This window comes from Corynebacterium sp. MSK012 (assembly GCF_030232435.1).
Lineage (GTDB): Bacteria > Actinomycetota > Actinomycetes > Mycobacteriales > Mycobacteriaceae > Corynebacterium > Corynebacterium jeikeium_D.
Genome location: NZ_JASPJU010000011.1, coordinates 46,800 through 66,469 on the forward strand (window position 1 = coordinate 46,800; position 19,670 = coordinate 66,469).

General features: G+C 59.6%; 16 protein-coding genes. 13 read left to right on the forward strand and 3 right to left on the reverse strand.

All coding sequences use genetic code 11. The features are described 5' to 3' along the window. The first annotated feature begins 2 nt into the window (after positions 1-2). From rpsK to QP977_RS08735, 6 genes are all read left to right on the forward strand, one after another. The gene (gene rpsK, locus QP977_RS08710; protein ID WP_016422078.1) at positions 3-407 is read left to right on the forward strand and encodes a 30S ribosomal protein S11; all 405 of its coding nucleotides are present in this window, start codon (positions 3-5) and stop codon (positions 405-407) included. Positions 408-431: 24 nt separating this feature from the next. Beyond that, the gene (gene rpsD / locus QP977_RS08715) at positions 432-1,037 is read left to right on the forward strand and encodes a 30S ribosomal protein S4 (protein WP_005509964.1); all 606 of its coding nucleotides are present in this window, start codon (positions 432-434) and stop codon (positions 1,035-1,037) included. Positions 1,038-1,110: 73 nt separating this feature from the next. Beyond that, positions 1,111-2,136: a DNA-directed RNA polymerase subunit alpha gene (locus tag QP977_RS08720; protein WP_016422079.1), complete on the forward strand. Its 1,026-nt coding sequence runs from the start codon at positions 1,111-1,113 to the stop codon at positions 2,134-2,136. A 37-nt stretch (positions 2,137-2,173) separates the two neighbouring features. After that, positions 2,174-2,644, forward strand: a complete 471-nt coding sequence (gene rplQ, locus QP977_RS08725; RefSeq protein WP_016422080.1) for a 50S ribosomal protein L17 — start codon at positions 2,174-2,176, stop codon at positions 2,642-2,644. Positions 2,645-2,937: 293 nt separating this feature from the next. Further along, positions 2,938-3,828 carry a tRNA pseudouridine synthase A gene (locus QP977_RS08730; protein WP_049190414.1) on the forward strand — a complete coding sequence of 297 codons (891 nt, stop codon included), beginning with the start codon at positions 2,938-2,940 and terminating at the stop codon, positions 3,826-3,828. A gap of 59 nt (positions 3,829-3,887) precedes the next feature. Continuing rightward, a complete protein-coding gene (locus QP977_RS08735) occupies positions 3,888-6,029 on the forward strand; it encodes a DUF6541 family protein (RefSeq protein WP_284847259.1) in 2,142 nt (713 codons plus the stop codon). 589 nt (positions 6,030-6,618) lie between these two features. On the opposite strand, the gene QP977_RS08740 is transcribed toward QP977_RS08735, so the two are convergent. Beyond that, a complete protein-coding gene (locus tag QP977_RS08740; RefSeq protein ID WP_083324602.1) occupies positions 6,619-7,773 on the reverse strand; it encodes a hypothetical protein in 1,155 nt (384 codons plus the stop codon). Positions 7,774-7,887: 114 nt separating this feature from the next. Here QP977_RS08740 and eccB point away from each other — a divergent pair, with 114 nt between their 5' ends. Further along, complete coding sequence (eccB, locus tag QP977_RS08745) at positions 7,888-9,330, forward strand: type VII secretion protein EccB (RefSeq protein ID WP_049190399.1); 1,443 nt, start codon at positions 7,888-7,890, stop codon at positions 9,328-9,330. Here eccB and mycP read toward each other — a convergent pair. After that, positions 9,289-10,527 (reverse strand): type VII secretion-associated serine protease mycosin, encoded by a 1,239-nt coding sequence (gene mycP / locus QP977_RS08750; RefSeq protein WP_240593290.1) that lies wholly within the window; start codon positions 10,525-10,527, stop codon positions 9,289-9,291. The genes eccB and mycP overlap by 42 nt on opposite strands. 14 nt (positions 10,528-10,541) lie before the next feature. After that, complete coding sequence (gene eccD, locus QP977_RS08755) at positions 10,542-11,957, reverse strand: type VII secretion integral membrane protein EccD (RefSeq protein WP_224784273.1); 1,416 nt, start codon at positions 11,955-11,957, stop codon at positions 10,542-10,544. A 247-nt stretch (positions 11,958-12,204) separates the two neighbouring features. Between eccD and eccCa the strand changes: the two genes are divergently transcribed. The 6 genes from eccCa to rpsI all read left to right on the forward strand — a co-directional run bounded on the left by eccCa (position 12,205) and on the right by rpsI (position 19,579). Continuing rightward, the gene (gene eccCa / locus QP977_RS08760) at positions 12,205-15,978 is read left to right on the forward strand and encodes a type VII secretion protein EccCa (RefSeq protein WP_284847260.1); all 3,774 of its coding nucleotides are present in this window, start codon (positions 12,205-12,207) and stop codon (positions 15,976-15,978) included. After that, positions 15,978-17,366: a type VII secretion-associated protein gene (locus QP977_RS08765; RefSeq protein WP_070827587.1), complete on the forward strand. Its 1,389-nt coding sequence runs from the start codon at positions 15,978-15,980 to the stop codon at positions 17,364-17,366. The genes eccCa and QP977_RS08765 overlap by 1 nt, the downstream gene beginning before the upstream one ends. A gap of 207 nt (positions 17,367-17,573) precedes the next feature. Then, complete coding sequence (locus tag QP977_RS08770) at positions 17,574-17,900, forward strand: WXG100 family type VII secretion target (protein ID WP_005510029.1); 327 nt, start codon at positions 17,574-17,576, stop codon at positions 17,898-17,900. 73 nt (positions 17,901-17,973) lie between these two features. Further along, a complete protein-coding gene (locus QP977_RS08775) occupies positions 17,974-18,261 on the forward strand; it encodes a WXG100 family type VII secretion target (protein ID WP_016422090.1) in 288 nt (95 codons plus the stop codon). 317 nt (positions 18,262-18,578) lie between these two features. Next, the gene (gene rplM, locus QP977_RS08780) at positions 18,579-19,022 is read left to right on the forward strand and encodes a 50S ribosomal protein L13 (protein WP_005509852.1); all 444 of its coding nucleotides are present in this window, start codon (positions 18,579-18,581) and stop codon (positions 19,020-19,022) included. Then, a complete protein-coding gene (gene rpsI, locus QP977_RS08785) occupies positions 19,019-19,579 on the forward strand; it encodes a 30S ribosomal protein S9 (RefSeq protein WP_016422091.1) in 561 nt (186 codons plus the stop codon). Before rplM ends, rpsI begins: the two co-directional genes overlap by 4 nt. The last annotated feature ends 91 nt before the right edge of the window (positions 19,580-19,670 follow it).

Below are 19,670 nucleotides of genomic sequence, written 5' to 3' on the forward strand. Positions count from 1 at the left end.
ACATGGCAGCTCCGAAGTCCGCACGCGGCCGTCGTACCGGCCGTCGCGTTGTAAAGAAGAACGTGGCTCAGGGCCACGCATACATCAAGTCCACCTTCAACAACACCATCGTGTCCATCACGGACCCGAAGGGCGCTGTTATCTCGTGGGCCTCCTCTGGTCACGTCGGTTTCAAGGGCTCTCGTAAGTCCACTCCGTTCGCTGCTCAGATGGCCGCCGAGAACGCTGCTCGTAAGGCCATGGAGCACGGTATGAAGAAGGTTGACGTTTTCGTTAAGGGTCCGGGTTCGGGCCGCGAAACCGCCATCCGTTCCCTCCAGGCCGCTGGCCTTGAGGTGTCCTCGATCTCGGATGTGACCCCTCAGCCGCACAACGGCTGCCGTCCGCCGAAGCGTCGTCGCGTCTAGGAATAGGGTAAGGAGAGAACAGAAATGGCCCGTTATACCGGTCCCGCAACCCGTAAGTCCCGTCGTCTCCGCGTCGACCTCGTCGGTGGCGACATGAACTTTGAGCGTCGTCCCTACCCTCCGGGGCAGGCTGGCCGCGCTCGTATCAAGGAGTCGGAGTACCTGCTCCAGCTCCAGGAGAAGCAGAAGGCACGTTTCACCTACGGCGTGATGGAGAAGCAGTTCCGTCGCTACTACGCCGAGGCTCACCGTCGTCCGGGCAAGACTGGCGATAACCTCGTCGTCCTGCTGGAGTCGCGTCTCGACAACGTTGTCTACCGCGCTGGTCTGGCTCGTACCCGTCGCCAGGCTCGTCAGCTGGTTTCCCACGGCCACTTCACCGTTAACGGTAAAAAGATCAACGTGCCGTCCTTCCAGGTAAGCCAGTACGACATCATCGACGTGCGCCCGAAGTCGCAGAAGATGATTTGGTTCGAAGAGGCACAGGAGAACCTGGTCGACGCTGTCGTCCCGGCATGGCTTCAGGTTGTTCCTGAGTCCCTGCGCATCCTCGTGCACCAGACCCCGGAACGCGCACAGATCGACATTCCGCTTCAGGAACAGCTGATCGTCGAGTTCTACTCGAAGTAATAACCAACTTCGCTTGCATCCATTCATTCCCTATGGCGTCATATAGCGGTCGCCACCTGGAGGATTTTCGAAAATGCTCATTTCCCAGCGCCCAACGCTGACTGAGGACTACATTGATTCCTCTCGCTCCCGGTTCGTCATTGAGCCGCTGGAGCCGGGTTTCGGTTACACCCTCGGTAACTCTCTTCGTCGTACGTTGCTGTCGTCCATTCCGGGCGCTGCAGTCACCAGCATCCGCATTGACGGTGTGCTGCACGAGTTCACCACTATCCCGGGCGTGAAGGAAGATGTCTCCGACATCATCCTGAACATCAAGGGTCTGGTGCTCTCGAGCGAGTTCGATGAGCCGGCTACCGTTTACCTGCGTCGCGAAGGTGCAGGCGCGGTGACCGCTGCAGACATTGAGTGCCCAGCTGGTGTGGAGATTCATAACCCGGATCACCACATTGCTACTCTCAACGATTCCGGTCGCTTGGATATTGAGATGATCGTTGAGCGTGGTCGTGGCTACGTGCCGGCGACCCCGAACTCCGGTGGCGAAATCGGCCGCATTCCGATGGACCAGATTTACTCGCCAGTTCTGAAGGTCAGCTACAAGGTGGAGGCTACTCGTGTTGAGCAGCGCACCGACTTTGACAAGCTGATCATCGATGTCGAGACCAAGAACTCGATCACCGCCCGCGACGCAATGGCGTCGGCAGGCAAGACTCTGGTTGAGCTGTTCGGTCTGGCACGTGAGCTGAACGAGGCTGCTGAGGGCATCGAGATTGGCCCGAGCCCGCGCGAGGCTGAGGATGTCGCTGCGTACCAGACTCCGATTGAGGATCTGGACTTCTCTATGCGCTCCTACAACTGCCTCAAGCGTGAGGAGATCCACACTGTCGGTGAGCTCGCTGCTCGTACCGAGTCGGATCTGCTGGATATCCGCAACTTCGGTGACAAGTCCATCAATGAGGTCAAGGAGAAGCTCGCTGAGCTTGGCCTCGCTCTGAAGGATTCCCCGAACAACTTCGACCCGGCTGCTGTCGCTGATTTGGACGCTGCCTCGGGCGATGACGCTGACTGGACTGATGGCGCAAGCGCTGGCTACGACGAGTAGTTCACCGACGCGACTTCATTAAAACGAGGAGATACCTATGCCTACCCCTAAGCAGGGTTCCCGTCTCGGCGGCTCCGCTTCGCACCAGAAGAAGATTCTGGCCAACCTCGCGAAGCAGCTCATCGAGCACGGCAAGATTAAGACCACCGACACCAAGGCCAAGCTGCTGCGTCCGTACGTTGAGAAGCTGATCACCAAGGCAAAGCGCGGCACTCTCGCAGATCGCCGCAACGTTGCAAAGCTGCTTAACGACAACTACGCAGTTAAGAAGCTGTTCGACGAGATCGGTCCGCAGTTCGCTGATCGCGACGGCGGCTACACCCGCATCATCAAGCTGGGTAACCGCAAGGGCGACAATGCCCCGATCTCTCTGATCGCTCTGGTTGAGGAAGAGACCGCAACTGCTGAGGCAACTCGCGCAACTCGCGCTGCTGCTTCCAAGCAGGCTGAAGAGGCAAAGGCCGAAGAGGCTGAGGCTACTGAGGCTGAGGCTGCAGAGGAGGAGTAATTCCCCTCGCCGACGGCTTCTGGCCTTCACAGCTTTGAACCCCCGTTGAGCAGTTCATATCTGAACGCTCTTCCGGGGGTTCTTTGTGCTTGACGACGGTGCATAGCGCCCGTCCCCAGTTCTGCCTCCGGTTACACCGACGGATTACGCACCAACATTGAGAGCTATACGGAGACCCTGCGGTGGAAACTGCTGATTCTCTAATCCGGGGTCCCGGCTACAATCTGTTAACCGTGACATCACTTACTCCAACGACTCCGGATACCCCGTGCGATTCTCCCGATCGTGCCGCTATGGGGAGCACCGACTCCGACCTGGTTCGGTTGCGTTTTGACATTGCCTATGACGGGACAGGTTTCCACGGTTGGGCTTCTCAGCGCGATAAGCCAACGGGAGAACCGGTGCGGACTGTGCAGGCGACGTTGGAATCCACTCTGGAGAAGGTGTTGCGCACTCCAGTGCAACTGACTGTGGCCGGTCGTACAGATGCTGGTGTCCATGCCTCCGGGCAGGTGGCTCACGCAGATGTTCCTGTCGCCTGTTTAGACACACGTTCTATCGCAGGGGATCCGGGTAATTTGGTTCGTCGTGTAGCGCGACTATTGCCCGCGGACGTGACGCTTAGAGGCACCTCGTTTGCGCCCCCGGGTTTCGATGCCCGTTTTTCCGCGTTACGTCGGCACTATGTCTACCGTGTCACTAGTTGCGTCAGTGGCCCGCTTCCTACCCGTGCTCGCGATACGGCCCACTGGCGGCGGTCAGTGGACATCAACCGCATGCAGGTGGCGGCTGATGCCCTACTGGGGCTCAATGACTTTGCCGCTTTTTGCCGACACAAGCCGCATGCGACGACCACTAGAGATTTACAGCAGTTCCAGTGGTTCGACGTATCTACGCGGGAAGAACCAGAGCTGTACGAGGCCCATGTGACTGCCGACGCGTTCTGCTGGTCTATGGTGCGCTCACTGGTTGGGGCCTGCCTTAGTGTCGGTGAGGGGCGACGTGCGGTTGGATTCACTGAACAGTTGTTGAGTGAAGAGAAGCGTTCCCCGTTGGTCCCGGTGGCAGAGGCGCGTGGGCTCAGCCTGGTAGGTGTTGATTACCCCGGCGATGCTGATCTGGCGGCCAGGGCGGAGCAGACCCGCGAGCGTCGTGATGCCCGGACAGATGTGAACGAGGCTTAAATGTACAAGCTCTCGGTAATATTCCCTGAAGAAAGTGACCGTAGGAGGAGTGTTCGGTAGTGGTGTGGGCAATTGTTAGCTTGGTTGCGCTGCTCGTAATCCCCGGCGCTGTTGTAGTGCGAGCCAGCGGCGTTCGTACTCCGTGGGCGCTGGCCCTCGGTCCTGCGGTGACGTTTGGTATCGCAGGTACCGCAGGGTGGGCGCTCGGCGCTATCGATGTGCGCTTCACCTTGGTAAGTGCGTCTATCTGCTGGGCCGTGACACTACTTCTCGCGCTTTGCTGGAGTGGCGGCAGCGCTTTGATTCGGCGGCGGCGCGGTAGTGTCGAGCGTTCGGTGTCGGCCGAGACGCAGCCGCCCGCCGCAAGTCGATGGCGCGAGTTGGGCTATGGGCTAATCGCAAGTATCGGAGTCATCATCGCAGCGGCGGTTCTCACGTGGACCGCTATCGGCCGCATCGCTTCAATGTCCGAGGGGATGGCGACCATCCAGCAAGGCTGGGACACACTCTGGCATGCAAGTGTGCTCCGTTCGATTACGGAAGACGGCATGGCCTCGGCCACTAGAATGGGCGAGATTCAGAATGTGGAAACTCAGGCGGTGTCCTACTATCCCGCCGCATGGCATGCGTTCGGTGCGCTTTGGATACTGATTGTCCGTCTACCAATCACCGAGGCAGTCAATTACCTCGGCATTATCATTCCGGCCGTGACCATACCCACGGCAGCTGCGGCGCTGACCTGGAGAATTATTGATCGCCGAAAGCTGTCCACCGCCGTTGCCGCGGGGGTTGCAGCGCTTGTTTCCGCAGCGCTTCCGGTATTGATGCCCGTCGGGGTCTTCGTGGGGGCCTGGCCGTACCAGGTCTCGATTGCACTAGCGATTACCGTTTTTGCCTTTGTTACGTCGCTCCCGCACGCACCTCAGCGCATCTTGAGCGCCGCGCTTTCGATAATCGGTATCGGAGAGCTCCATCCGGCATCGGTGCCTACAGTCGTTATGCTCGGTGCAATCTGGTGGTTGTGCTACCGCCTGCCGCGTCCCGCGCATCCTGAACTGGGTGCGGTTCGCGCCAAGCTTTACGACGTCGCGGTGATTGCAGCCGCCTTTGTGCCAGCAGTGGCAGTTCTCCTGCCGCAGTGGCTTACGGGAACTTCTCAGACCGAGGATGTGCGCGCGGTTAGTGCTGAAGTAGACGACCTCGATCGTTTCGATGCGTGGTATCGAGGCGCCACAATGCTGACTCGCCACACTGAGGAATTCCGGCCGTTCTGGCCAATTATCATCCTCGGTTTCATCGGGATGGCGTTTTTGGTTTTCGCAGGTACTTCGCGCCGACGGGTGTGGGTAGTACCGGCCTGGTTTGTTTCGGTGTTGATGACGACCCACGCGCTCAATCATTTTGGTGGCGTGCCGGGCGATATTCTCGCGCTGTATACGGATCTTCACTATTCGACGCCTCACCGGTTGGTGATGGTCACCGCGTATCTGTATTCCGCTTTTGCGGGTATCGCCGTGGCGTGGGGCTGCGCGTGGGCGGCTCGAATTAGTGAGTCAAAGGTGCCATCTACGGGGCGGGTTCTGGGGTTGAGCTTAGCGACGGTGAGCTCTGCTGTACTTGTGGTCTATGGAGTGGCGTCTAATGCTAGCGCTGCGGATTTCGCCTACAAGAGCCCTAGGGAATGGCAAATCATTTCCAAGGCTGACTTAAAGGCATTTGATTGGTTGGCCGAGCAGCCGGAGGCACATAAGTACCGCACGTTGACGAATCCGCCGGAGGGGTCCAGCTGGATGTACGCTCGCAATGACTTGCCAGTAGTGTTCCCGCACTATGACTGGCCAGTGGCGAATAAGTGGACTGCCACCTCAATGCTGTATTGGCACGCTGATTACCTCGGTTTTCCAGACCCCGACCGGCCGGATGGGGTGAACGATGTCGATCGCTCAGCCCGAAAGCTGAACGTGGGATTCATCTATTTGTCACCCCCGGGTATTTGGGATTCCAAGGAGGATTTAGAGTTTCCTGGTGAAGGGCTCTGGGTAGCTCCAGGGGTAACCCCTGTTTATCGAGATAGGGAAGTAACTATCTTCGCCTTCAATGACGTGATTACGCCAGAACGCATCGACGAGATGCGAGCTAGTTCTCCGGAAGTAATTCCTCCCTCGGCTACTAGGGGATGGAGCGATGGTCGGGTAGGTTAGGACACCATGCGGATGAATAAATTTATGGCAACGATCGCAGCCGGTGTGATGATGACTTTCGCGCTGGCCGGATGTGGAGACGACGAGCCGGCTAAGCCGGAAGTCTCGAATCGCTCCGTCAGTTCTTCCGCAAAGACTAAATCCTCGACTCCGCCGAAGCCGACTGAGGAGTCGACGACACCGACAGAATCAGAGACGCCGACGGAAACTCCTGCAATCACCCAGGCCAATGATGCGGATTACACCCCGGCGGACGGCCCAAATACTCGACTCTTTCAGTTGGAGGATGGCACGACACGTTGCTTCCTCAACGATTTGAGCGGTGACGCCTACTTGGCCTGCCAGGTGAATCTTGCCAATCCTCCGATGGTCGATGACGGCACGGGAAACAAGGTTCCCGCCAATGCTGTGTCCTGGAACCCGGGGGGAGTTACTTACGAGGTCCTGACGTTCCCGCCGGCGGGTGAGATGAAGACGCTGCCAGCGAATTCTCAGTTGAGCGCATTCGGTTACAACTGTGCCGCCTATGGCCCGTCGACTCTGGAGTGCTCGGGACCAGCGGGCGCTGCCACTATCGACAATGGCAATGTCACTGGTGCACAGATGCCGAAGGAGGATGTGCCTCCTGCAGCAGGCGGTCAGCCGGGTGACCAAGAAAATGGCGCTCCGAATGACCCAGCGGGGCAAGGTGAGCCTGACGGCTCCCAGGCGCCGGGCGGTCTGCCAGATTTGGGTGCGTTGATTCCGGGACTAAACCGCTAGTTGCCCGCATAGCTAGTGGCTGCAATTCATCGGTAGTGCGGGCGGTAGATAGCGTCCAGGTGAATTCGCCCATCGCCAGTCGAGGGCACGAAGCTGGCATTTCCGCTGCTGCTGCCGTGGGCGAACCTGTACGACTGACCTCGATGATTCTCGCGATTCCAGTACACAGGTCGGGCTCATACTCTTCGACAACAACCACATCGACGGTGTCGTCTCCAGCTCGAGCGAGAAGTACTGCGCCCAGATCAAGAGCCACAGTATAGAAATGTGGACGGGACGTGCGAATTCCGACTCGATAGCCGAGCGAGAGCATTCCGATGAGCAGCTCACAAATGTCCTGATTGCCGCAGTCGACCTCCAATCGGGGGACGTTCGCGGGACACATTGTGATGGTTTGTCCACTGCTCCCGGCTCCTATGACCTGCGCCGGACCATTAGTGATAGCGATGTCACGTTGTCGGCTTAACCACAGGTGCGGTTTGCGTCCCAACGCCGCCACATGATGAGAGCGTCCAGTGCGGCGCAGCTGCACGACCTCCGCAGAGCTCTCAGTCAGAGCACATTCCGGTGCCGTCAATCGCCGTGCGCGAATACCAAGGGTTCCCAGCCGGTGGATGAGGAAGCGTAGGGCTTTGTCAGCGGAGGCTTCCACCGGAAGAGTTGCCACCAGATGTGTCCAGGGTTCAGGGGCTGTGCCGGAGCGCTCGGCTGCTCGGAAGTAGCGGTGCGCATGCTCTCCGCGGACTTCCGGCGCAATGTGATAAAAGCACAGCGCATCCAGGGTCACTGGGCTGTCGTCGGCAAGCGAGACGATATCCGCAGCGCTTAGCTGGCTGCGCAGGCCTGGCGTGAGACGTAGCCCGATGAGTTGTCCTGGTTCGGTGCGTCGCAGGCGGTCGCGAAGGCTGCGGCCGCGCACAGGGACATGCGCGCCTGCAGTGATGGTTATTGCTGTAATGAGCAGCCACAATGACAATGGCATGTGAAAATCCCCCCAATATGTTCCCCACTAAAATTCCCCTGGTCGCACAGTAGCGCGGCCTGGCTTACTCTGCAGGGTAGAGATTATTTGGGGGAATAGTTTTGGGGGAAACTCATGCCACGTACGCCGACTACGCCTAGCCAGGTCAGCGGTCATCGATTCTTGATTCGTCGGATTGAGCATGCGCTTGTGCGTGCGGATTCGCGAATGCTGCACGATCCTCTGCGCACGCGTACGCGAGCACTGTTTATCGGCTGTGCGCTGGTGGTTTTACTGGCCGCCGGCACTGCGGTGCTGTCGTTGGTGCGGCCGCAGGGCGGTTCGAGCTCCAATGAGCAGCTGATTGTCGTATCGGGGTCGGAGGGCCTGCATGTACGTGTCAATGGTCGATTGCATCCAGTCGCGAATCTCGCATCGGCGCGGTTAATTTTGGGCAATCCTGCTGAGCCGAAGCGGGTGCGCAGTAGCGAGTTGGACAAAGAGGACATCAGTTTTGCTGTCGGGATTGAGGGCGCACCAGCAGTTCCGGCCGCGCCGGCAGGCTCTGGTGCCTCGGGAGCTGCCAAGAGGGGCAGTGCAGGTGCGCCGGAGTTGGCACTGTCTTTATGCGAGCGGACGGTGCAAGACCTCGGGCAGCCGTGGATTGTTGCAGAGTCGCTTGCGCGTCTTGAAGAAGTCCGTGGGGAACCGCAGCAGCTTACCCGAACCCACTCGGACAGTGCCGTCGTTGCCGATGGCCAAAACCTCTGGCTGATTACGCAGGGCTACCGCTCGCGGCTGGATGTCAACCACCCGGAGCACGCCGCTGTTTCTCGAGCGCTGGGGTTGGAACGCGCCGCAGTCCGGCCTGTCAGCCCTGCGTTGCTCAGAACGATTCCGGAGGTTCCGATTCTGGCCGCGCCAGCAATCCCGAACCGCGGCGCACCCACGCACTTCGCCGCTCCATTCGACACAGTCGGCAATGTGGTTGAGGTCGGGCAGCGGCGCGTTATCGTGCTTGACGACGGTGCCGCGATTCTCTCCCCGGTGCTAGGAGAGCTATTAGCTGCGCATAGCCCAGTTCTGCAGGCCAGTGAGGGGCAGCTGGCGGCAGTTCCCGTTGCGAATGCGCCAGCAGTCCCGGGGCTACCTGAAAAGCCGCTGACGTTTGCCGATGCTGATGGCTGGTTGTGTGCCGGCCGGATAGCAGGACGGCCGCAAGCTCTCGTGCAGTGGTCGCAGCATGCTCCGGAGGGGCGGCACGTGGATTACCCGCATGCCGACGGTTCGGGTGCGGCCGTCGACGGTTTCGTGGATGGTCGCAGCCGTGAGCGCAGCTCGATTGCAGTAAGCGTAAATGGGGCCGTACACGTCATTTCGCCAGAGGGGATGCGCTTTGCTGTGCACGATCGCACGACGTTGGCTGCCCTCGGGTTTAATGCATCAACCAATGCCGATAGCGGTGGCACGCGACCAGTGGACTGGGAAGTGCTGGCCGCGTTGCGCGGAGGCCCTGAGCTGAGTAAGCAGGCGGCGCTAGGGCCGCTGTCTGGGGCGCGAGAGCAGCCAGGCACCTAGGCCCAGTGCGCATATCAGGAGCAGTCCAGTCGCCCGGAGCGGTGCATTGCGCTCCTGCGAAGAAAGCAGATCCGGTGGAGCCGGTGCGGCCGCGGGATTGGCGTCGTGCTGCGCGGCAGTGTCCACCGTGGTCCAAATCAGAGCGTCATAAGGTGCAATGATGCCGCGACCAAGGCCGAGCCCGGAACTAATTGGGCTCGCGGAATTAAGGATGATGTCGCGAACCTGTGCTGGGGAAAGCTCTGGGTTTCGTGCCAGCAGTAGGGCAGCTGTGCCCGACACGGCTGGTGTGGCAAAGCTGGTGCCGGCAATCTGTTGAGCTCGGGTGTTATCCCCGGACCCGAACACGTGGCGGTCTATGAGACCGGTAGGGGTGCGCGGATCGGGGCCGAGTACGGGGCCGCCGGGAGCGGAAACATTGACCCATTGTCCTGTGATTGCATACTCCGCGGGTTGTGCTTGGCCAGCATCGTCGAACTGTACTGCTGATACTGCGATTACCTCCGGCAGGACTGCGGGCCACGCTACGGATCCGTCCTGACAGCTATCGCCCTTATTGCCTGCCGCTGCGACCACTACTGCGCCCGAGATTTCCGCGCGAGCGACGCTCTCGGCAACATCCGTTGCACCTTGGGGCATTACGCCTGCCGGGGCACACGATGTGAGCGAGATATTGATGACCCGCGCGCCCTCCGCGACGGCCCTGTCGATAGCTTGTGCCAGCGACTCCAAATTGCCTTCGCCATCGGCCGTTTGCCTTATCGACAACACGTGCGCGTCGGGCGCCAGTCCGGCGAAACCATCGGCACCGGGCCGACCTGCAATAATGCCGGCTACTAGAGTTCCGTGACCGTCGCAGTCTACGAACCCGCTGTTGCCGTCGACAAAATCGCCACCGTCGAGAACCTCGCCCAGGCGCTCATTGGGTGAGACCCCGGTATCGATTACCGCCACCGTAATCCCCGCACCCGTCGTCAGTTGCCATGCTTGGCGAAACCGAAGAGCTTTTTCGATCACCGTCGGTTCATGCAGTGCGCTTTCCGACGACAGCATCGTGGCCACGCAGTCCTGGCTGTTCTGGGCAGCCGCTATTGGTGCGATGCCCGACGGTGCTACTGCGGTGGCCGCCGTCAACGTCGAGATAAGCACTGTGGAAAGTGCGGCCGTGGCGGTGAGACGAGTTTTTATGGCATTCATGAAAAGTGGGTTTTTCACTGGAAGAACCCACTTACGAACTCAGGGAATTCGGCAATGATGGCCGCAATGGGCAAAATAACGGCGATACTGCAGGCCTCGGTTAGCTCAGCTATGCGGCGCGTTGTAGGTGAGATGCGTGACGCGGGAAATGCGGCTAAGGCGGTGGCTGCAAGCATTGGGGCGACAAGGCCAGCGGAGACTGGCCAATTACCCTCGAACCACTGTTGAAAAGCGACGGCCACAATGACGGCAAGACCAGCTAAAGCAGTGCAGGTGGAAGCTACTTTCCGGGCTTGGCCACGGGAATGAATTGCACAAAAGACTATGACAGCAGCAGCCATGCCCAGAGGCCACCACCTGTTCCCATAGGCTCCGGAGAAAAGTACCACCAGGGTGAAGATGCTGAGACTTCCGGTGCCACTGCAGAGGATGCCATCGAGAATCCACCCCGCTCGCTTAGGTGCGTTGTGGGATATTTCGGGAGTTTCGCTGTCATCGAAGCTCTCGCCGGCGGCAGGGACTTTGGGTACGCGAATACCGGCAGCCTTGATAGCGATGGAAGGTGCCAGCAGTATCAGGATGACTGCACTAGCAGCGGTGAGCGCTCCTGATTGAACCGAGTTGTGGAAAAGTGCGACAGCCGCAGCGTAAATACCGAAGGTAACTGCAGCACTGAGACTCGCCGCGCCCAGGGTAACGGTGATGCGGTTGTCGCCGTCGCCGGTGTTGGAAATGAGAAAAATCAAACCGATGACGGCAAGCGCGACACTAATCGCAGCAGTCGGCGGCCAGTCGGTGAGTATGCGGTGTAGGTCGAGGCCAACGAAGCAGAGTCCCGAAGCGGTGCCCAGAATGAGCACTTGCAGCTCCAGGGACATGACAATCGCCGGTTTTGCGCTACGCAACAGCGCCAGGCGCAGTCCACCGGCTACTGCCAGCAGCGCGATGAAGCTGATTGCCGCGGCCAGTGTGGAATCGGTACTGCTCAAGCTCAGTGAGGCAGCTGCGATTGAAGCCGTGGCCACGAGGGCGGCGGTACAGCCAACAACCAAATCAGCCGTCCCGATACCGTCGGTATAGGTGGTGTCGGTAATAGCATCGGCGGCATCGAAGAGTCGAGGTTTGGGCACGGGACCTGGGTCGTTGATAACAACCAGGCGTTCGCCTGGTGCAATACCGGCATCGTTCAGGGTGTCGTCGGCAAGCAAAATCGTGCCAGTGGCGGTCCGTAGCTGCCACTGTGCCAGCGGGAAGTCCGCAATGTCGATATCGAAAATTTGCAGGATATCCGGTACAAGTGCGGCGATTGCGACGTTGGTCGGTAACGCAAGGTCTGCGTGTGCTCGGTTGGTGTCTTCGGGCATGTGTGCGGCATCAATGCGCACGCGAATGAGTTCCCCCAGCATGTATTTCCCCCATGAATTCTGCATGCTTTAGTCCCTCTAGAGTGGCGTACAACTCGTTAGAGCGCTACTCGGGGTAGTAACTGCGCGTGCCCCCGCTATCAGTTTCGGCCATGCGCTGCGAGAATCCGGAGTGTGTTTTAAGCTATGTGCACACCGATTGGTCGGGGGATTGGCCGTCGAGTGAACACAAGGGGCGACACATAGCGGGGGGATTTTTGTGACTAGTGCACGGGCGGGGATTTCGGCTACCCGAAAAGCGGGGCCACAGCCTATGACGGGCACAATCGCGCCGGATGCGCCACCGGAAGCGCCGGAGCCACAGCCGGTGCCGCTGATGCGTGCACTCATGCCGTTAATCATGGTCGTGGCGGTGGTCGGCATGGTGGTGTTGATGTTTGTCTCTGGGATGGGACGTAACCCGATGTCGTTTATGTTTCCGCTGATGATGGTGTTTTCCACTGTGGGCATGATGGTGTCGGGCGGGGCGGGAAATAAGGACATGGCACCGGCGCGAAAGGACTATCAGAGGCATTTGTCCAGTATTCGCCGGGCGGTGGCGAAAGCAGCGAGGATGCAGCGTGAATCGGCGCAGTTTATCCACCCTCGGCCTGGAACTCTGTGGCAGCTGGGGGCGATGGGGCGGGCGTGCGAGCGTCGAAAGGGGGACTCGGATTTCTTGCAGCTGCGCATCGGGGTGGCAACGCAGCAGCCCGCAACGCCTGTAACACCACCGGCAATTCCGGCGCCCGAGAAACTGGATCCGGTTTCCGCCGTAGCACTGCGGGAAGTTATTCGATCGGCTCGTCAGGTTGAGGGAGTGCCCTTTGCCATAGATGTGTCGGCCTTTGAGATTATCGCGCTCACTGGAGATACCGCGGCGCAGGGGCTGGCTCGAGCGATGGTCGCCCAAGCCGCTGCGTTGCATCATCCGGAGGATTGCCTGATTGCAGTTGTGGGAGATGGGTGGGAATGGCTGAAATGGACACCACACCACGGACACCCCGCAGTTACTGATGCCTGTGGCTCAGCGCGGTTGCGGGCAGCGACGTGTGCGCAGCTGACGGAGCTGCTCACGGCTATCGACACACTGCCAGCTGCAGTGCTGATTGTGCTGGCGGATTCGAGCGGACAGCTCGATGTCACTGAACTGACACCGATTTTTGACGCGGCGGGGTCGGAGACCTCGGTAGTTCTGCTGACCGTCGTGGAAGCGCAGTCAACGTTGTGGGAGGCCGCGGTTAACCATGGCATCGCGCTGGTCGTTTCCACTACTGCTGTGCATGCGGAAACCGCGTCCGGAAGGGAGGAGATTGGTGTACCTGATCAGCTGAGTCCAGCAGAAGCGGAGGTTCTTGGGCGGAGCTTGGCGCGTTTTGAAGTGCCAATAAGCGCAGATGATTCTGTTAAGACCTCGGAAGATCCGGTTATGGAGGAGCTCGGGTTGTATCCGCCTCCGACAACTCTGCGCTACCGACCGCGCTCTGGCAGTGCTCGTCTGCGTATTCCCGTTGGGGCTGATGACGGCGGCGCGCCGGTCTATCTGGATTTTAAGGAGAGCGCCGAGGGCGGCATGGGGCCACACGGTCTGTGCGTTGGTGCCACAGGATCGGGTAAGTCGGAATTCCTCCGAACGACCGTGGTAGGGCTCGCAGCCACGCACAGTCCGGATCAGTTGAACTTTGTGCTGGTGGACTTCAAAGGCGGTGCGACGTTTCTGGGACTGGATCAATTGCCTCATGTCTCGGCGGTGATTACCAACTTGGAGCAGGAGCTTATCCTGGTCAACCGCATGGAAGACGCACTGCGCGGTGAGATGACGCGGCGCCAAGAGCAGCTACGTGCTGCGGGGAATTTCGCCGGTGTCAGCGATTATGAGCAGGCCCGGCGCGCTGGACAGATAGATGCGCCACCTATGCCCGCGTTGCTGATTGTGGTGGATGAGTTTTCGGAGCTGCTCTCCGCACGCCCGGAGTTTGCCGAGCTCTTCGTTGCGATTGGTCGGTTGGGGCGCAGTTTGCACATGCATTTGCTGCTGGCCAGTCAGCGTCTGGAGGAAGGCCGCTTACGCGGACTGGAAAGCCATCTTTCCTATCGCATTGGGTTGAAGACCTTTTCCGTCGCGGAGTCCCGCAGCGTGCTGGGGGTTCCGGACGCCTATCATCTGCCGGCCATCCCGGGCATTGGGTATATCAAATCTGCTGCCGCCGAGCCGGTGCGTTTTCGGTCGGCGTATGTTTCCGGCCCGGTGGTCCGTCCGCAGCCTGTTGACGGTGCAGCGGCTGGGGCAGAGCAGGGGCTGCAGGGCCAGGTCGCAGCTGTCGCTGAATTTACCGCTGAAAATTGGACGCGGGAGGCTTTCGGTGCGTCGTTAAGCGATGGTGGAATGGTGGACCCGCCTGCGCAGACATCGGAGCAGACGGTGCTCGGTGCCGTGGTGGCAGCGGTGTCGCACGTACCGACACGTGCGCATCGGGTGTGGCTGCCGCCACTACCGGAGGCCATCGAGCTTCAGCCCGACGAGCAGCTGCCGCGACAGCGATTGACCGGTGTGATTGGGCTGGTGGACAAGCCGCTGTTTCAGCGTCAGGACCCACTGCGTATTGACCTGCGCACGACCGGCGGGCACATGGCAATCGTCGGAGCGCCGCGGTCAGGAAAGACCACTGTCGCACGCACAGCGATCCTCGCGCTTGCCGACGGCATCAGCGCCCGTGACCTGCATTTTTATATCGTTGATTGTGGTGCGGGCGGCTTGAGCGACCTGGCTGAGTTGCCGCATGTCGCGTCGGTTGCACACCGCGGAGACGAGGAGCTTATTCGCCGTACGATTGGTTTTTTGCGTCGTGAGGTAAGTTGTCGGGAACAGCTCTTTCGCACTAATGGATGGCTCTCGTCGGAAGCAGCACGGGCGGCAGGGCAGCCAGATTCGGTGTTGGTCATTGACGGCTGGGGTGCGTTCAAAACGGAGTTTCCGGCGCTGAGTGACGATGTGCAGGCGCTGGTTGCAGATGGATTGGCGGTGGGAATTCATGTCCTGCTGACAGCCCATCGGTGGACGGACATGAGACCTGCCGTTCGCGACCTGATTGGTACTCGGATTGAGCTGCGTCAGGCGGAGTCGATGGATTCAATGATTGATCGTAAGGCAGCGGAGCTGGTGCCGGAGAGCCCAGGACGTGGGGTCGCGCCGGGCGGGTTTGCGATGTTGGTAGCTCTCACCGGTGCTGCGGACACCAAGCGGATTGTAGAGACGGTGCCACACGGTGAGCAGGCCCCCAAGCTCCAGTTGTTGCCACGGCGGATTGATATTGCGCGTTTGCCGCGACCAGCGGCCGCGACGAGAGGTGCGATTGCAGTGGGTCTCGAAGAAGCCGGTCTGGGCGCGGTGATATTCCACCCCGAAAAGGATCGCCACCTACTGATATTCGGTTCGGCGGGCAGTGGCAGAACCGCCGCGCTGAGGGGCATCGTGCACCAGCTGCGGTACTCGCAGTTGGACTCGAAATTCGTCGTGATTGACTACCGCCGTGGGCTCATGGAGGCCGTGCCCGAAGAGCGGCTGGCCGGCTATGCAGGCTCGGCTGCGGTGGCGACGCCCATGCTGGCAGAGCTGGCAGAGGTACTGAAGGCTCGTCTCCCGCAACCGGATATCACCCCAGCGCAGTTGAAGGCCCGAAATTGGTGGAGTGGTCCAACCATCAATGTCATCGTGGATGACTATGACCTCGTGGCTGGCTCACGGGGTAACCCCTTGCAGCCGCTGGTAGAAGTCATCGCTCACGCCGCCGACATTGGGCTCAATATCTTTTTCGCCCGTCGAATCAGCGGGGCGTTGCGTTCCCTCCACGACCCGGTCATGGGTGCGGTTAAGGATCAGGGCGCCAGCGTCTTTGTCATGGATGGCACACGCGACGACGGCCCCATCCTCGGCGTAAAGCCCTGCGAACAGCCTCCGGGTCGTGGCTATTGGGTGGCGCACGGCCAGAGTCCGCAGGTTGTGCAGTTGGGTTTGTTGGATACTGCTGGTGACCAGGAGGACAGTTGATGATTCGGGTCGATTCTCCTGACACCACTCAGACCCCGACGCTGCGCCACGGTACCTGGCATCTGTGGGGACTCGCGGCACCTGCAGACACCACAGAACTGGCGGTGCATGGCCCTAGACCGCTTCTCGAGAGCATGCAAACAGTCATTGTGCCCAGCTATTGGGGTGCTGTGCGACAGTGCCGGCTGGCCTCCGCGCTATTGGCTGCCGAACTCAATCCGTACATCCTGACGCTTGCCGACGCCGTTGTGGAACTCGATGAGGCAACTGTGTCTCATAGCGTGTTGGTGGAAGTAGAGGAAACGCGTGTCTGTGTCACTCGTCTGAGCGGTGGGCACATTGCCAGTCGGATGACACATTTGGTCGGAGCGAACGACAGCGCACCATTGGTGGAAACAGTCATTGCGCTGGCTTATCAGCTGACCATGTATCCGGATGCGCCCCAGGGGATACCCGATGATGTGGAAGTTAGTGGTGGGCGCGGTATCACCGAGTATCCGCCCCGCTGGCAGGAGGATATTGAGTTCATCGTCGGCGAGGTTCCACCCGGGCTAGCGAACCCGCGGCGAGCTCTACTAGTCGATCGTCTGCGCGACCGTGGATTTCTAGTCTTCGACTGCCCAGCCTCGCGGCTCGGGGAGTGCGTAAATCCGGCCTGGTTGAAAAACATCGGCGACGCTGAAGTCGGTGAAGTGGAGCGGTCGGAGGATTTCGCGGGGCGGCGTCCTGCAGCCAGGGCAGAAGTCAACTCAGCGTCGAAGCAAAGCACAGTTGTGTCAGTAGCTGCCGTTGGTTTGTTGACGCTGGTGGTTCTGATTGTTGGGATCGCTGCATGGCTCGTTAGTGGCGGCATAGCCAGCGAGAACGAGGGAAGACAGAAGCAGCGTGAGACGTCGCACGCACAGGCTGCTCCTGTTACTACGCCACCTGTAACTAAGCCTCCACCTACATCGAAACCGGTTCCCGATTCTGCTCCAATAGTCAAACTGACCAATGCGGGCGTGGAAGCTCGGTTTCCCGGCGGGTGGGAGCTTGACTCGGCAAGTCCGTTAGACCGTCTGATTGCGGTGGATGGCGGAGATATGCGCGTCTTGGTGCTCGCTAGCCCGCTTTCGCAGGACATGGCGCTTGAACATCTAGCCGCCGCTTTGAGCAGCTCCGTTGCCGGGGATGAGACAAAGTCCGCGCCGGAACGCAGACAAGTACTGGGCACCGATGTCGTAGTCGTCGAGGAGCGGCTGCCGTCAGGTAATTCGATAGTGCTCTGGCATCACAAAGTGATGGACGGAACTCAAGTCAGTGTGGGGTGCCAGTTCAGAGGAAGGACTATTGCGCCGGTACGACCCGTATGCGACCAGGCAGTAGTAAGCGCTCGGCCGGTGCCGTAATACGCAAGGGGCGTAGAGAAGGTGACCAGGGGATGGGCGGGGGGGGGGTAGGCAGGGGTAAAGGTTGGAAAACCAAAATGGAACCGAATCGGGGTTTTTCGCGCCAAACAATATGACGGGTTTTTAACGCGGGAAGCTGGCTGGCTCGCGCGGGGAGGTAAAAATGCCGTCGTTAATCAGTCACTCAACACGAATAAGGGGGAAACAGTGGCAAACCTATTTGCAGCCGAATCAGATCAAATGACCACTACCGCGGGGGACGTCGATGGCGTCAACTCGGAAGTACAGGGCGAGCTGGGTCGCATTCGAGGCGTCGTGGACGGTCTGGCGGGGGAATGGAAGGGCCAGGCTAAAGACAGCTTCGATGATCTGATGCTTCGTTGGGATGACGCAGCTATGCGTCTATCCAATGCGCTGACGGATATCGCGGATAACATCCGCGCAAATTCCAGCAGCTTCGATGCGGGCGAGGACGAGGGGGCGTCGTCGTTCAAGCAGGTGGCAGCAGCGGGTGCGTCGTTGCTGAACCTCTAAACGTTTTATCGAATCGCACAACCACAACACTGAATCACACAACACACATCACCTTTTGGGGAAAGGGTTCTTAATGCAACCAATTAGGTACAGTTTTGGCGGCATCGACGGTGCTGCCGATGACATTCGGTCCACTTCTGGCACCATCAACGGGCTGCTCGGAGATTTGAAGAAGCGCATCGCGCCGATGGTCTCTACGTGGGAGGGTGACTCTTCGGATTCTTACCAGGAGGCTCAGCGTGAATGGGACACAGCAGCGGAGGAGCTCAATATGATTCTCACGACTATCGCGGATACGGTCAGCGCAGGTAGCCAGCGAATGGCGGATATTAACCGCCGCGCGGCAGCTAGCTGGGGATAGCTTGGTTCCTGCTTGAGGCACTTTTGATTGAGCTATGTAACCGGGGGAGGGGAGGACATTGCTCAATTGAGATCTTCAGTTAGGTATCTGCCTTTGAAGTATTCTTGCTAGCAGCACTCCAGGGGGGAAAGGCCAGTCTCAGCAGTTTGCGGCTGAGACTGGCTTTGGCATTTTTTGTTCTAGTGCCATCTCAAGGTAGAGTAGTCAAACTGTGTGCGCACACGTGAATGTTGCCTCGGGTCTCCACCGGCCGCCGGGGAATAACAACAGTGTGCACGGTGGCTGGCAAATCTACACGGACCCTAAAAGGAGTCATGTTGTCTACTTTCCATCCGAAGGACGGTGACATCGAGCGCAAGTGGTACGTCATCGACGCTACCGACGTTGTTCTCGGCCGTCTGGCTACTCACGCCGCAGACTTGCTGCGCGGTAAGGGCAAGGCTTACTTCGCCCCTAACGTCGACTGCGGTGACCACGTCATCATCATCAACGCCGATAAGGTGCACGTCTCCTCGAACAAGCGGGAACGTGAGATGCGCTACCGCCACTCGGGCTTCCCGGGTGGCCTGAAGTCGATGACCCTGGGTCGTTCCCTCGAGGTTCACCCGGAGCGTGTTATCGCTGAGGCTATTGAGGGCATGATGCCGCACAACAAGCTTTCGCGTGCGTCCATCAAGAAGCTGCACGTCTTCGCCGGTTCCGAGCACCCGTTCGCCGGTCAGAAGCCTGAAAACTACGAGATCAAGGCGGTGGCACAGTGACCAACCCACAGGACGTCAATGAGAACCAGAACGTAGAGGCCACCGAGGCTTCCTACGATGATGTTCAGGCTGCCGCTGCTGCTGCCACTGAAGAGTTCACCTCTTCCATCGGCGACGCAGTTGCTACCGAGACCGAGGCTGAGGCTGCTCCGGCTGCACCGCTGACCCTGGATCGTCCGATTCAGACTGTCGGTCGTCGTAAGCGCGCTGTCGCCCGCGTCGTTCTGACCGCTGGTTCCGGCAAGATTGTCTGCAACGGCCGCGAGCTCGAGGATTACTTCCCGAACAAGCTGCACCAGCAGGAGATCAAGGATCCGCTGGTCCTGGTCGAGCGCGAGAGCCAGTTCGACATCAAGGCCAACATCAACGGTGGTGGCCCGTCCGGTCAGGCCGGTGCTCTGCGCCTGGCTATTGCTCGTGCCCTGAACGAGTTCAACCCGGAGGAGCGCAGCGTTCTCAAGAAGGCTGGCTTCCTCACCCGCGACGCTCGTGCTGTCGAGCGCAAGAAGGCTGGTCTGCACAAGGCCCGTCGCGCACCGCAGTACTCCAAGCGTTAAGCTTTACTGCTTCGAAAAGCACCTCAGTTTGCGTATTACACGCAAGCCGAGGTGCTTTTTTGGTTAAAGTCCGCAGTGACCAGGCATGGCT